General features: G+C 34.2%; 14 protein-coding genes. 7 read left to right on the forward strand and 7 right to left on the reverse strand.

Annotated features, from left to right (window positions below):
- Nucleotides 1–34: 34 nt before the first annotated feature.
- The 3 genes from Q0893_RS11425 to xrtF are packed head-to-tail and all read right to left on the reverse strand — an operon-like array spanning nt 35 to nt 1,485.
- Nucleotides 35–448, reverse strand: coding sequence for a hypothetical protein (locus Q0893_RS11425; protein WP_298902409.1), 414 nt, complete (start codon nt 446–448; stop codon nt 35–37).
- Nucleotides 449–506: 58 nt separating this feature from the next.
- Nucleotides 507–935 (reverse strand): exosortase F system-associated protein, encoded by a 429-nt coding sequence (locus Q0893_RS11430; RefSeq protein WP_298902407.1) that lies wholly within the window; start codon nt 933–935, stop codon nt 507–509.
- Nucleotides 928–1,485 carry an exosortase family protein XrtF gene (gene xrtF / locus Q0893_RS11435; RefSeq protein WP_298902406.1) on the reverse strand — a complete coding sequence of 186 codons (558 nt, stop codon included), beginning with the start codon at nt 1,483–1,485 and terminating at the stop codon, nt 928–930. The genes Q0893_RS11430 and xrtF overlap by 8 nt, the downstream gene beginning before the upstream one ends.
- A gap of 74 nt (nt 1,486–1,559) precedes the next feature.
- On the opposite strand from xrtF, the gene Q0893_RS11440 reads away from it, so the two are divergent.
- Nucleotides 1,560–2,015 (forward strand): GAF domain-containing protein, encoded by a 456-nt coding sequence (locus Q0893_RS11440; RefSeq protein ID WP_298902404.1) that lies wholly within the window; start codon nt 1,560–1,562, stop codon nt 2,013–2,015.
- On the opposite strand, the gene Q0893_RS11445 is transcribed toward Q0893_RS11440, so the two are convergent.
- Together Q0893_RS11445 and Q0893_RS11450 are read right to left on the reverse strand one after the other, a co-directional pair.
- On the reverse strand, nt 2,016–2,279 hold the full coding sequence (locus Q0893_RS11445; RefSeq protein WP_298902402.1) for a hypothetical protein: 264 nt from the start codon (nt 2,277–2,279) through the stop codon (nt 2,016–2,018).
- Nucleotides 2,280–2,297: 18 nt separating this feature from the next.
- On the reverse strand, nt 2,298–3,545 hold the full coding sequence (locus Q0893_RS11450; RefSeq protein WP_298902401.1) for an ABC transporter permease: 1,248 nt from the start codon (nt 3,543–3,545) through the stop codon (nt 2,298–2,300).
- A gap of 178 nt (nt 3,546–3,723) precedes the next feature.
- Between Q0893_RS11450 and purH the strand changes: the two genes are divergently transcribed.
- The 3 genes from purH to mreC all read left to right on the forward strand — a co-directional run bounded on the left by purH (nt 3,724) and on the right by mreC (nt 7,338).
- Entirely contained in the window at nt 3,724–5,256 is a 1,533-nt protein-coding gene (gene purH, locus Q0893_RS11455) for a bifunctional phosphoribosylaminoimidazolecarboxamide formyltransferase/IMP cyclohydrolase (protein ID WP_299275672.1), read from the forward strand.
- Between the two features lie 212 nt (nt 5,257–5,468).
- Nucleotides 5,469–6,497, forward strand: a complete 1,029-nt coding sequence (locus Q0893_RS11460) for a rod shape-determining protein (RefSeq protein WP_091423306.1) — start codon at nt 5,469–5,471, stop codon at nt 6,495–6,497.
- Between the two features lie 19 nt (nt 6,498–6,516).
- Nucleotides 6,517–7,338, forward strand: coding sequence for a rod shape-determining protein MreC (gene mreC / locus Q0893_RS11465; protein ID WP_299275677.1), 822 nt, complete (start codon nt 6,517–6,519; stop codon nt 7,336–7,338).
- A gap of 81 nt (nt 7,339–7,419) precedes the next feature.
- On the opposite strand, the gene Q0893_RS19595 is transcribed toward mreC, so the two are convergent.
- Nucleotides 7,420–7,644, reverse strand: coding sequence for a hypothetical protein (locus Q0893_RS19595; protein WP_366915885.1), 225 nt, complete (start codon nt 7,642–7,644; stop codon nt 7,420–7,422).
- A 189-nt stretch (nt 7,645–7,833) separates the two neighbouring features.
- Between Q0893_RS19595 and mrdA the strand changes: the two genes are divergently transcribed.
- Together mrdA and rodA are read left to right on the forward strand one after the other, a co-directional pair.
- A complete protein-coding gene (gene mrdA / locus Q0893_RS11475; RefSeq protein WP_299275681.1) occupies nt 7,834–9,789 on the forward strand; it encodes a penicillin-binding protein 2 in 1,956 nt (651 codons plus the stop codon).
- Nucleotides 9,789–11,069, forward strand: a complete 1,281-nt coding sequence (gene rodA, locus Q0893_RS11480; RefSeq protein ID WP_298902385.1) for a rod shape-determining protein RodA — start codon at nt 9,789–9,791, stop codon at nt 11,067–11,069. The genes mrdA and rodA overlap by 1 nt, the downstream gene beginning before the upstream one ends.
- Before the next feature lie 56 nt (nt 11,070–11,125).
- Here the strand turns inward: rodA and Q0893_RS11485 are convergent, their stop codons facing one another.
- Nucleotides 11,126–13,759 carry a valine--tRNA ligase gene (locus tag Q0893_RS11485; RefSeq protein WP_299275685.1) on the reverse strand — a complete coding sequence of 878 codons (2,634 nt, stop codon included), beginning with the start codon at nt 13,757–13,759 and terminating at the stop codon, nt 11,126–11,128.
- Nucleotides 13,760–13,945: 186 nt separating this feature from the next.
- On the opposite strand from Q0893_RS11485, the gene Q0893_RS11490 reads away from it, so the two are divergent.
- Entirely contained in the window at nt 13,946–14,371 is a 426-nt protein-coding gene (locus tag Q0893_RS11490) for a DUF1573 domain-containing protein (protein WP_299275688.1), read from the forward strand.
- Nucleotides 14,372–14,395: the final 24 nt, after the last annotated feature.

Consider the following 14,395-nt stretch of genomic DNA (forward strand, 5'->3'; position numbering starts at 1 on the left):
TAGTCATTAAGAAGTTTAAAACTATGTGATTATATCAAATTAAGAATACCTGATCGAGAATCTGTACATCTACAATCAAGTTAGGAGGTCGATAATGATTATGAGGTATAATCTGTTTTGGCAATACTTCAAACAGACTATTAAAACTATAAGTATAAGCTGTTAAGAACTGTTGTTGGTTAACATCTAAATCATCAAATGTTTTAACGGTTAATTCGTCTTGACCTTCAACAATTTCAAGCGTGTCTTTGCAACAAGATTTCTTAACAACATTAGTTTGCTGCGAATCGTCAAGTTCTAAACCACATTTATGAACATCACTAAAAACAGCAACATCTATTAAAACATCTCCACAAAAATGCTTTTCCACCGTAAAAGATACTGTAGAAAACAATAACAGCATTGCCATTATTACTGAGCTTATTCTATGCAAAACTTGCTTTAACATATCGCAAAGTTATAAAAAAAGAACTAAGACCTAAACAGATTAAGTATTGATTAACAAATTATTGTTTGAGTTTATAGTAATAAAATGCAGGTACTAACAGCAATAAGAGTATAGGTTGAATTAAGAACCGTCTAAAATTAAAGAACAAGTAATAATCTTCTTGTCTAGGGTTAATTACAAAATAAAGAAAGAAAATCATTAAAATGAGATACGCCACTCCATAGACTAGAACCGAAAACTTTACAATAGATTTATCTCTAAAAAATAAAAATATAATTCCTAATGAAATCACCGTATTTAAAACAAACCTTAAGGTGGTAAAGAGTGATAATTTTAAAACTTCTCGTCGAGGATAGTCCATATGTAAATAATCACTTTTAAAAAACAACAAATAAGGATCATAAAACAGCTCATTTTCAAATAGACGGATAAGAACCAACAACCCAAAAAGTACTATGAGTGCTATGTACGTTAGAGGTTTACGCATTTAATTCCTTTTTTTTAATTTTTGAAAAACGCTTGACCCAAAACATCCAAAGCAAAAAGACCATACCATAAATAATCAACGGAAAAATTACATGATGCAAAAAATCTTCCCGCCAAGGATAATTATACAACCCAATAGAGAGGATGGCTATTCGAAATAAATTCACAGAATAGATTAATGCGCTTCCCGCCAGAATATAAATGAATGTTGACTTAAACGTTCCTGCAAACGCAATTATAAACGAAATAAACATAATGACCACACTTATTGAATTACAACCTTCTACAACTCTAGCTACAAATTTTCCTCTTACTATCAATTTCATTGAAAGCTCATTTTCATGTGGTTTAAGAACCGTTTCATAGCCAAACGTATTGAGAAGAGATTCACTTTGTTGAGCTACTAGATTGGTCATATAATCTGGATAGTATTTCGAACCATCAGAGAAATCTAAATAATATTTATAGGCTAATGTGAGCACAAAATATACCGAAAGAAAGGTCAGTATAAATTTGACGACCGACTTATATTTTACAAGAAGTGCTTTCATTGAGAGTTAAAATTATACAAAATGAATCTAGAAATAGCACTTTTTAAATACTTTTACCAAAATTTTTGAAACCTATGACATTTGAAACCCTAAAACCTCAAGTTGAAACTATACTTTCTAACACTACACAAACTGTTGACGAAAGACTATTAAGTGTATGCGAACTTCTTGAAAATCACATAGATTATTATAACTGGGTTGGTTTTTATTTTAAAAATGGAGATAAAAACGAATTAAAGTTAGGTCCCTATGTTGGTGAACCTACAGATCATATCATTATTCCTTTCGGAAAAGGGATTTGTGGTCAAGTTGCTGTTTCAAATGAAAACTTTGTTGTACCAGATGTTGCAGCACAAGACAATTATATTGCTTGTAGTATCACTGTTAAAGCTGAAATCGTTATTCCTATTTTTGTAAATGGCGAAAACATAGGACAAATAGATATCGATTCTAATACACCAGACCCTTTTACTGAAAAGGATGAACGTTTTTTAGAGTTTGTTTGTAAGAAAGTTTCAGCAATTTTGTAATTAAGCCTGCTCGTTAAACCTAGCTATTTTCATAACTAATGCAGTTATTAAAGACAGAAAACCAACGGCAGCTGCAAGATATAAAAACACACCTATCCAAAATTTATAGTTAGACATATCCCATGCCCAACCTACAGTTTTGTTAATACCATAGTTAAAATCACTTAATAACATAACCGCTATAAAAAAAGCTATTGTTAAAAGTGTCACTCTAAGAAAATACCACCAAAATCCTTTTCGAGAATAACTGCGAGACATAGACATATTATTAATTGGTTTAAGTTACATTCCTGTTCTAATAGCTTCAACTGGATCTAATCTTGAAGCTGTAATTGCAGGTATTACACCAGAGATTAAGCCAATAAATGTAGACAGAGAAAACCCTAAGAATATATTAGAAAACGACAGCACAAAATCAAAATCTAAGGCTGCTGTAGCTATTAAAGAAATTAACCACACCATTATAATGCCTATTAAACCTCCTAAAACAGATAAGATAACTGCCTCAAATAAAAACTGAAACATTATAAATTTGTTTTTGGCACCCAACGACTTTTGAATTCCAATGAGGTTTGTACGTTCGCGAACGCTAACAAACATAATATTAGCAATACCAAAACCTCCAACTAAGAGTGAGAAGCCACTTATAATCCATCCGATCATATTTAAGGTGGCAATGATACCATCAATAAATGCAGTAAATCCAGATATTTTATTAATAAAAAAATTATCTGGCTCATCAGCTTTTAAACCTCTATATGCGCGATACTTTTGTTTTAAAACAGCTTCGAAAGCTCCCATATCAACACCTTTAACAGGTTTAATAATAACAGCTCCTGGAAGACCGCTGGCACCTCCATTTTTAAATCGTCGTACAAAATTAGCAGGCACATAAGCTTTTTCATCAGGAGAGTCTCCCAATCCTGTTCCAACTTTCTTCAATACACCAATCACAGTCATCTTTCGTCCATAAGCACGAACCGTTTTTCCAATAGGATTTGTAGTTCCAAAAAGATTTTCAGCTGTAGCACTACCAACAACCATTACATTAGCTCCAGAATTAGATTCGGCTTCAGAATAAAAACGACCTTCAGATATCTTCAAATTCTCAATTTCATAAATCCCATCAGATATTGGGGTAACATCTACTCCTGTAACTGTTGTTCCTTCATATTTTATATTTTCAGAACTCCCAAAAATCACATACGCAATAGCATCAATATCTGGCACATTTCGCTCTATAAATTGATAATCATCATGTTCGGTTTGCGGGAAATTCTCTCTTTGCCATCTTGGTACTTCCGTAGGTCCAAAAGAATATTTGGTAAGGTACATTGTGTTTTTATCTAAACCACTAAGTTGATCTTTAATACTCTTATCTAAAGAATCTACAGCTGCAAGTACAGCTATAATTGAAAAAATCCCTATCGTAATACCTAAAAGGGATAAAAATGTACGTAGCTTATTATTGCGCAATGCATTAATTGCAAACGAAAAACTTTCTTTGAATAACCTTAAATAAACGAGCATGAGATTGGTTTAGTTTTCAACGATTATAAAGATAGGACGTTTTCAACAATTTATTGTTACAAAAAACTTAAATAAACTGTGATTTCAATTTACATTAACTCGTGATATTACGTATTTTTGGGCTTTAATTTTTCACAACTTCGAGAAATTCTCGAAACACAACGACAACAACACAGCAATGAGCAACAACAAAACCATTAAATCGGCTTTAATTTCGGTTTTTAGTAAAGACGGATTAGAACCTATTGTCAAACAACTTGACCAACAAAATGTAACTATTTATTCTACAGGAGGCACAGAAAAATTCATAAAGGATTTAGGTATCGATGTCGTTCCTGTTGAAGACATTACCTCTTATCCTTCTATTCTTGGCGGGCGAGTAAAAACACTTCACCCTAAGGTATTCGGAGGCATTTTAAACAGACAAAATAACGAAAGTGATGTTGCAGAATTAGTTGATTTTGATATTCCTCAAATCGATTTGGTGATTGTTGATTTATATCCTTTTGAAAAAACCGTAGCTTCTGGCGCATCTAATCAAGACATTATTGAAAAAATTGATATTGGAGGGATTTCTCTTATTAGGGCTGCAGCAAAAAATTACGCCGACGTGATTTGCGTCTCTTCAGTAGATGATTATGCCGAATTTTTAACATTGCTAAAATCGCAAAATGGAGATACTTCTGAAGCAGACAGAAAACAATTTGCAGCAAAAGCCTTCAATGTATCGTCTCATTATGACGCTGCTATTTTCAATTATTTTAATGCAGATCATAACATCGCTTCTCTTAAAATAAGTGAAACAAATGGTAAAGTATTGCGTTATGGCGAAAACCCGCATCAACGTGGTTTTTTCTTCGGAAATTTTGATGATATATTTACTAAACTCCACGGAAAAGAGCTGAGCTATAACAATCTTTTAGATGTTGACGCTGCTGTTAACCTCATGAACGAATTTAAAAACGAAGCGCCAACATTTGCCATTCTTAAACATAACAACGCTTGCGGCTTTGCACAACGTGACTCAATTCATCAAGCTTATGTTGATGCATTAGCGGGCGACCCTGTATCTGCATTTGGAGGTATTTTGATTGCCAACACAGAAATTGACAAATCAACTGCAGAAGCTATACATTCTCTATTTTGCGAAGTGGTTATTGCGCCTTCATTTTCAGACGAAGCCTTAGATATCTTAAAAGGAAAGAAGAATCGAATTTTATTAATCTTACATGATGTTGGTTTTTCAGAAATGACAGTAAGAACTTGCTTAAATGGTGTTTTGGTGCAAGACAAAGACAACAAAACGGATAATGTTGCCGATTTATCTCATGCTACTAACACGCAACCGTCTCAAAGTGAGTTGGACGATTTAATATTTGCTTCAAAAATTTGCAAGCACACCAAATCTAATACCATTGTCTTGGTGAAAGATAAGCAGCTATGTGCTAGTGGAACAGGACAAACTAGCCGTGTTGATGCTCTTAATCAAGCCATTCATAAGGCACAATCATTTAATTTTGATTTAAAAGGTGCGGTTATGGCAAGTGATGCATTTTTCCCATTTCCTGATTGTGTAGAAATTGCCGATAATGCAGGCATCACTGCTGTGATACAACCTGGAGGTTCTATTAAAGATCAATTAACTATCGATTATTGCAATGAACACGATGTTGCCATGGTGATGACTGGCACACGACATTTTAAACATTAAAGTGTCTTTTTAGGAGGACGTTTAATTCAATATTTTTTTTCAATTTGAAAAGTCCAAAAGTTAAAACCAAACGTTTAACTATAAAAAGTAAAGCGCTTAACTTTCATATAAATTGAAATTGAAATAAACAACAAATATTTCGTAAGTTTTATTACATTTACAACACGCCAAAAAATTAGTACAATAACGACCTCATAATATTAGAATAACGAATGGGATTTTTTGATTTCTTAACCGAAGAAATAGCCATAGATTTAGGTACCGCAAACACACTTATCATCCACAACGACAAAGTTGTAGTTGATAGTCCGTCAATTGTTGCTAGAGACCGAATTTCAGGCAAAATCATTGCCGTTGGTAAAGAAGCCAACATGATGCAAGGTAAAACACACGAAAACATCAAAACAATTAGACCACTCAAGGATGGGGTGATTGCCGATTTTGATGCATCAGAGCAAATGATAAGTATGTTTATTAAAAATATTCCTGCTTTAAAAAAGAAATTATTTACACCTGCCCTTCGTATGGTAGTATGTATTCCATCAGGTATTACAGAAGTAGAAATGCGTGCTGTAAAAGAATCTTGTGAGCGTGTAAATGGTAAAGAAGTGTATTTAATTCATGAACCAATGGCTGCTGCTATTGGTATTGGTATTGATATTATGCAACCAAAAGGAAACATGATTGTTGATATTGGCGGTGGTACTACTGAAATTGCTGTTATTGCTTTAGGTGGTATTGTTTGTGACAAATCTGTAAAAGTTGCTGGTGATGTGTTTACCAATGATATTATTTACTACATGCGCACGCAACACAACCTTTACGTAGGTGATCGCACTGCTGAAAAAATTAAAATTCAAATTGGTGCTGCTACAGAAGATCTTGACCTTCCGCCAGAAGAAATGAGCGTTCAAGGACGTGATCTACTAACAGGAAAGCCAAAACAAGTTCAAATTTCATATCGTGAAATTGCAAAAGCTTTAGACAAATCCATCTTAAGAATTGAAGATTCTGTGATGGAAACCCTCTCACAAACACCACCAGAATTAGCTGCCGATATTTACAATACAGGTATCTATTTAGCGGGAGGTGGATCCATGCTAAGAGGCTTAGACAAACGATTATCGCAAAAGACTGACTTACCTGTATATATTGCTGAAGACCCGCTAAGAGCGGTTGTAAGAGGCACGGGAATCACACTTAAGAATCTTGCTAAATTTAAAAGTGTATTGATAAAATAACTTAGAATACCTACATCGCATGCAACAAATTATCAACTTTGTCATTAGAAACAAAACCTCCCTTTTGTTTCTATTGCTGTTCGGTATTTCTTTGGCTCTCACCATTCAATCACATTCTTATCACAAAAGTAAATTCATTAATTCTGCCAACTTTATAACTGGTGGTATTTATGACAAAGCAAACGGTATTTCAAATTACTTTAACCTTAAAAAACAAAACGACATACTCATTGAAGAAAACACTAGACTTCGTTCTCAGGTTTTTAACGATGGTGATTCTACAACCAAATCAATTATTGACAGCACGTCATATGCTGGTAGATATAAATTACAGTCGGCAAGAATAATTAATAATAATTATGCATCGTCAAAGAATTATCTCACTATAAACAAAGGAGAACAAGATAGCATAAGTGAAGACCTTGGTGTGGTGACTTCAAGAGGAATTGTAGGAATCATAGACAACACATCTAACGGTTATGCACGTGTACTATCTATATTAAATACGAAAAGCCGTATTAATGCTCAACTCAAAACTTCAAATCATTTTGGGTCTTTAAAATGGGATGGTAAACTAGCATCCATAGTTCAATTAACAGATATTTCAAAGTTTGCTCCAGTTAGAGAGGGCGACACCATCGTTACGGGAGGAAAATCGTCTATATTTCCAAAGGGCATTCCAATAGGCACTATAGACGGATTTGACTTAGATATTAGCGGAGACACCTATACCATAAATGTGAAATTATTCAATGACATGACCAATCTTTCTCATGTTTATATTATTGAAAATTTAGATGCAGAAGAAATCAATCGTTTAGAAAACCCAATTGATGAATAGTCTAAATTTTAATAGCATCGTTAGATTTGTTGTGCTCATCTTAGCACAAGTATTAATATTCAGCAATATTAATTTTATGGGTTACATCAATCCATATCCATACGTACTTTTCATTTTATTATTCCCAGTTAACAATAATCGGCTACTTTTTATTTTTATGAGCTTTATGCTGGGATTATTTGTTGACATTTTTTCAGATTCTGGAGGGGTTAATGCAGCTGCATGCGTTACTATTGCTTTTATAAGACCTGCTGTATTGAAATTTGCATTTGGAATGATATACGAACACCAAAGTATCAAATTCAACAATACCGAATTTGGTAACCGATTAATTTACTTTTCTATTTTAATCGTCATACACCATTTTATTATGTTCTCATTGGAGATTTTTAACATTTCGAACATAATTTTAATATTAGAGAAGACGTTATTTTCAAGTATCTTTACGATTATCCTTTGTGTATTAATTTCTGTACTTTTTAGTAGCAAACAACGATGAGAAAACTTCTACTTTTATTAACAGTAGTTACTGTTGGACTAGTTTTTATTGCACGCTTGTTTTATTTACAAGTATACAATAACAAAAGCTATAGTCTATTAGACGACAATGCTATTAGAAAAGTATACGACTACCCTAAACGTGGTTACGTTTATGACAGGAATGGAAAACTTTTAGTTGCTAATCAGCCCTCTTATGATGTCATGATTATCCCAAGGGAAGTAGAACCTTTAGATACTTTAGAATTTTGCAGTTTACTAAAAATCACCAAGGAAGATTTTAAAAAAACTTTCGCTAAATCAAAAAATTACTCTCCAAGATTACCTTCGGTATTTGTACCTCAACTCTCCAAAACAGATTATGCTGTCCTTCAAGAAAAGATGCGAAAATTTAAAGGCTTCTATATTCAAAAACGTTTTTTACGTGACTATAGAACTTCAATTGGAGCAAATGTTCTAGGCGACATTGGAGAGGTTAATCGTCGTATTATTGAGAAACAACCCTATTATAAAATGGGTGACCTTATTGGTAAACAAGGCATTGAACTATCTTATGAGAATACTTTGAGAGGCGTAAAGGGAACAAAGTTCATTCAAAAAGATCGATTCAACAAAAATATAGGTCCGTTTAAAGAGGGGCGTTACGATACCTTGCCTAAGCCAGGAAAAGACATTACAATCACCATTGACTCGGCGTTACAGGAATATGGCGAGTTATTAATGACCAATAAACGTGGTGGAATTGTTGCTATTGACCCGAGTAATGGTGAAATTTTAGCTATGGTTACAGGCCCTAGTTATAACCCAAATTTACTTGTAGGTCGTGAGCGAAATAAAAATTTCTCGAAATTGTTTTTAGATTCTATTTCTAAACCAACTTTTGATAGAGGCTTACAAGCACAATATCCTCCAGGTTCTCCTTTTAAAGTCATTAATGCACTCATCGCCTTACAAGAGGGCGTCGTTGACACAAACGATAAGGTATCCTGCAGAATGGGCTATTATTATGGAAATAGAAGGCTCACAGGTTGCCATCACCATAAAAGTCCTGTAGACATGAACGATGGAATTGCACAGTCTTGCAACGCCTATTTTGTGAATGTATACCGAAGGATTATAGATAATTATGACGACGCTGGAAACGCCATGAATATTTGGGCAAATCACGCCAAAAGCTTTGGTTTAGGTGATTTTTTAAACAACGATTTGTCAGTTGGTAGACCAGGTAGAATTCCAGACGGAGACTATTATGACCACGCTTATGGTGACAATCGTTGGGGTTCAACCTATATTGTATCTAACGCCATTGGTCAAGGTGAAGTAGAAGCAACTCCTATTCAATTAGCAAATATGGCTGCTGCTATTGGCAATCGTGGATACTATTACACACCACATATTATTAAAAAAATTGAAGGAGAAACGATTGATTCTAAATATACAACTCCAAAATACACTACCATTGACAAGAGACATTTCGAGCCTGTTGTGCAAGGTATGTTTGATGTGTATAACAAAGGAACTGCAGCAACTCTCAGAATTCCTGGCATTGACATCTGCGGGAAGACGGGAACTGCTGAAAATTTTGTGAAAATTGATAGTGTTAAAACGCAATTGACCGATCATTCAATTTTTGTGGCGTTTGCTCCTAAAGACAATCCAAAAATTGCTATAGCCGTATTTGTTGAAAATGGGTATTGGGGAAGTCGTTTTGCTGGAAGAATGGCTAGTTTAATGATTGAAAAATATATTAAAGGTGAAATTACTAGAACCGATATGGAAAACTGGATTCTCACCCATAGTTTGGAAAATGAATATGCAAAACCTTATTCTGGGGAGCCCTTTAAGATTAATGGAGAAACCACCCTACAGGTCATAGACAAGGTTGAAAAACCGCAAAATGATGACCTCAACAATTCTATTAAGATACATGCAAACCGTCCAAATCCAAACTAATGTATAGAGAAAATCACAGAGGTTTTAGATTTGACTGGATTACCATTGTTTTATTTTTACTACTGGTTGGTTTTGGATGGCTAAACATCTTATCAGCATCACATGAAGGTGAAATCGTTAGCTATTTCGACATGAGCCAACTTTACGGAAAACATCTTGTTTTTATTGGTCTTACTTTAGTTTTAATTGTCATAATACTCTCTTTAGAAGCTAAATTTTATGAGCGTTTTGCAAGTATCATTTACATAACAGCCATGCTCGCGCTAGTGGGACTTTTTATTTTCGGAAAAGATGTTAATGGAGCACGATCTTGGTACGGTATAGGTAGCATGACTATTCAGCCCAGTGAGTTTGCAAAATTTGCAACTGCCTTAGCATTGGCTAAATATATGAGTGATCTTCAAACCAATATGAACACCTTAAAAGATCAACTTAGAGCGGTTGCCATCATAATAGTTCCAGCAGTTTTAATTTTACTACAAAATGATGCGGGAAGCACACTAGTTTATGCATCGTTCTTTTTTGTGTTTTATAGAGAAGGCTTGCAACAAATCTATTTAATCATCGCCCTATCAACCATTATTTTGGCGGTTTTAGCTTTAAAATTCGGATTGATTGCAACAACTATAGTAGCTGCTATTGTTCTCGTTGCTATTTACTTTTTCAGAAGAAAAAAACGTGTTTCTATCGTACAATCTGTCATTATTCTTTTGGTGTGTGTTTCGTTTTCGGCTGGTGTAAAACTATTCTATAACCACGTGTTACAACCACATCAGCAAAACAGAATTAGTCTATGGTTACGATTGGAAAAAGATCCTGTCTTGCTTGAAAAAATGAAAAAAGAAGAGGCTTATAACCTCATTCAGTCTGAGGAAGCTATCAGTTCTGGTGGTGTATTTGGTAAAGGCTTTTTACAAGGTACCAGAACCAAGGGAAAGTTTGTGCCAGAGCAAGAAACAGATTATATTTTCAGTACTGTTGGTGAAGAATGGGGGTTTTTAGGTAGTACAATGGTGGTTATATTATTTATGGCTTTAATTATAAGAATACTATACTTAGCCGAATCGCAAAAGTCACAATTTAGCCGCGTATATGGCTATGGTGTAGCATCTGTATTCTTTATTCATTTTACAATTAACACAGGAATGGTTATGGGACTAATTCCTACTGTTGGAATTCCCTTGCCTTTTTTTAGTTATGGTGGCTCCGGACTTTGGGGCTTCACTATCCTGCTATTCATTTTTGTAAAGTTAGATAGTAATAAAATCAACGAATGGTAAAAAAAAAGACCATTAAACTAATGGTCTTCTTTCTCTTTTATAAAATATCTATTTTCTTATTGTAAACTAGCTAAACTACCTTTAATAGTTTCAATTTTAGCTAAAGCATCTGATTCTTTTTTCTTTTCTGAAGCAACTACTTGTTCCGGAGCATTATTTACAAAACGCTCATTCGATAATTTTTTCTGAACTGATATTAAGAATCCTTCAGTGTAATTTAATTCCTCGGTAAGTTTCTTTATTTCTGCCTCAACATCAATACTGCCTTCCATTGGAATAAAATACTCATTTGATCTTACACGATACGTTAAAGCACCTTCAACTGTATCATTAACATAATCGAAACTTTCTAGGTTACCCAATTTCGAAATAACCGCATCAAAGGTGGTTGCCGTGTTTTCGTTATTGACTACTGAAAACTGAATAGCATCCTTAAAAGCAATGTTCTTTTGTTTTCTAATATTTCTGATACCAGAGATCACTTCAGAAGCAAATTCAAATTCAGAGATTAAGTTTTCGTTTATTGATTTTGGCTCTGGCCATTTAGCAACAATTAATGCTTCTTCAGAAGAACGATCCTTAATAAATTGCCAGATCTCTTCCGTGAGGAAAGGCATAAATGGATGCAATATTTTTAACAAGTCTTCAAATATACCATTCACCTCCTCTAATGTTTTCGCATCAATAGGTTGTTGATAGGCTGGTTTTATAATTTCTAATAACCATGACGCAAAATCATCCCAAATCAACTTATAAGTCGCCATAAGTGCATCACTTAAACGATACTTACTAAAATGGTCTTCAATCTCTAACAATGTTTTCTGAAACTTAGAAGAGAACCATTCTATGGCAATTTTGCTCGAATTTGGCTGACTTATTGTATCACTAACTTCCCATCCATTGACTAATCGGAATGCGTTCCATATTTTGTTAGCGAATTGTTTTCCTTGTTGACATAGATCTTCATCAAACATTAAATCATTTCCAGCTGCAGAACTTAATAATAGTCCAACCCTTACTCCATCTGCCCCATAATCATCAATTAACTTTAAAGCATCTGGTGAATTACCCAAAGATTTAGACATTTTTCTGCGTTGCTTATCTCTAACTAAACCTGTTAGATACACATTTTCAAATGGTCTAGAATCTTTATATTCATATCCTGCAACAATCATCCTTGCGACCCAGAAAAATAAAATGTCTGGCCCTGTCACTAGGTCATTGGTTGGATAATAGTATTTAATCTCTTCGTTTTCTGGGTTACGAATACCATCAAAAACATTCATTGGCCATAACCAAGCCGAAAACCATGTATCAACAACGTCGGATTCTTGAGTTAAATCAGACGCTTTTAATTCTGAGTTAGATGTTTTTTCACGAGCAAGTTCAACGGCTTCTGTGAGGTTTTGAGCCACAACAAAATCTTCTTTTCCGTCTCCATAATAATAGGCTGGAATTTGTTGTCCCCATCTTAACTGACGTGAAATATTCCAATCACGAATATTTTCCATCCAATGACGATATGTATTTTCAAATTTCTTTGGAAATAGCTTAACCTCTCCATTAGTTAGTACCGCATCTAAAGCAGGTTTTGCTAAATCTTCCATTTTTAAAAACCATTGATCACTTAGACGAGGTTCTATAACCGCTTTCGTACGTTCAGATGTACCTACATTATGTACAATGTTCTCAGTTTTCACCAACAATCCCATGTCTTCAAGTTCCTTGGCAACATCTTTTCTTGCTATTACGCGATCTTTGCCTTCATGATGCAACCCAAAACTATTCATGGAACCATCAGGATTTAGGACATCTATAACGTCTAGATTATGTCTATCTCCAATGTCTTTATCATTAACATCATGGGCTGGTGTTACTTTTAAGCATCCTGTTCCAAACTCTATATCAACATAATCATCTTCTATAATTGGAATTACTCTATCACATAAAGGAACAATTACCTTTTTCCCTTTTAGGTGCGTAAAACGTTCATCGTCTGGATTAATACACACGGCCGTATCACCTAAAATGGTTTCTGGTCTCGTTGTGGCAATTGTCACATACGCATTCTCGCCTTCAATTTTATACTTCACATAGTATAATTTATCTGTACGTTCTTCATGTATCACTTCTTCATCAGACAATGTCGTTTGCGCTTCAGGGTCCCAATTAACCATACGATACCCTCTATAAATTAAGCCCTTGTTAAATAAATCTACAAATACCTTAATTACGGCTTCACTCATATCCTCATCCATTGTGAACTTAGTACGATCCCAATCACATGAGCATCCTAATTTCTTTAGTTGCTCAAGAATTACGCCGCCATATTCTTCTGTCCATTCCCATGCGTGCTTCAAAAACTCTTCTCTAGATAAATCATTTTTATCTATTCCTTGAGCCTTCAACTTTGCCACCACTTTTGCTTCAGTAGCAATAGAGGCATGATCTGTTCCTGGCACCCAGCAAGCATTTTTTCCTTTAAGTCGTGCCCTACGAATTAATACATCTTGGATAGTATTATTAAGCATATGTCCCATATGTAAGACCCCAGTCACATTTGGTGGCGGAATTACAATGGTATAGGGTTCTCTATCATCTGGTGTTGAATGAAAGTAATTATGTGTCATCCAGTAGTCGTACCATTTACTTTCTACTGTTTGCGCTGAATATTTTGATGGAATGTCCATGCTTTGGTATTGTTTTTGCTTTATGACTGACAAAAGTACTTATATTTCTTTTTTTGCGAAATGATTAAAAGAAATAATGATCAACTAAATTGTAATTAATGTTAATTATAAGGTCATACGGCTAATTTATTTTGCAGAATCGTAAAAAGTAAGTAGTTTTGATAGTATCAATTTAAAATTAAAATGATGAAAAATTTAGTAATAATTTTATGTGTAGCGTTCTTAAGCATAGGTGTTTATGCTCAAGAAAAAGTAGCGAAAATTGAATTTAAAACAGATGTAATTGATTATGGAACCATAGAAAAAGGTTCTGATGGTGTAAGAGTATTTGAATTTACTAACACTGGAAATGCACCACTTATTATTTCTAATGTAAAGTCAACTTGTGGTTGCACTGTACCTAAAAAACCTAAAGGGCCTATTATGCCTGGTGAAACTGGACAAATTGAAGTAAAGTATGATACTAATAGAGTAAATCCTATTAGAAAAACTATAACTGTGACTTCTAATGCCGACACGCCTACTGTAGCCTTAAAAATAAAAGGTTTAGTAGTTGACCCTAGTAAAACGAGTGTTTTAGAGAAGAAAAATAAAAGTGTAATGGAACAGTAATCCAGTTATATTAAATAAAACTTA

This window comes from uncultured Psychroserpens sp. (assembly GCF_947494225.1).
Lineage (GTDB): Bacteria > Bacteroidota > Bacteroidia > Flavobacteriales > Flavobacteriaceae > Psychroserpens.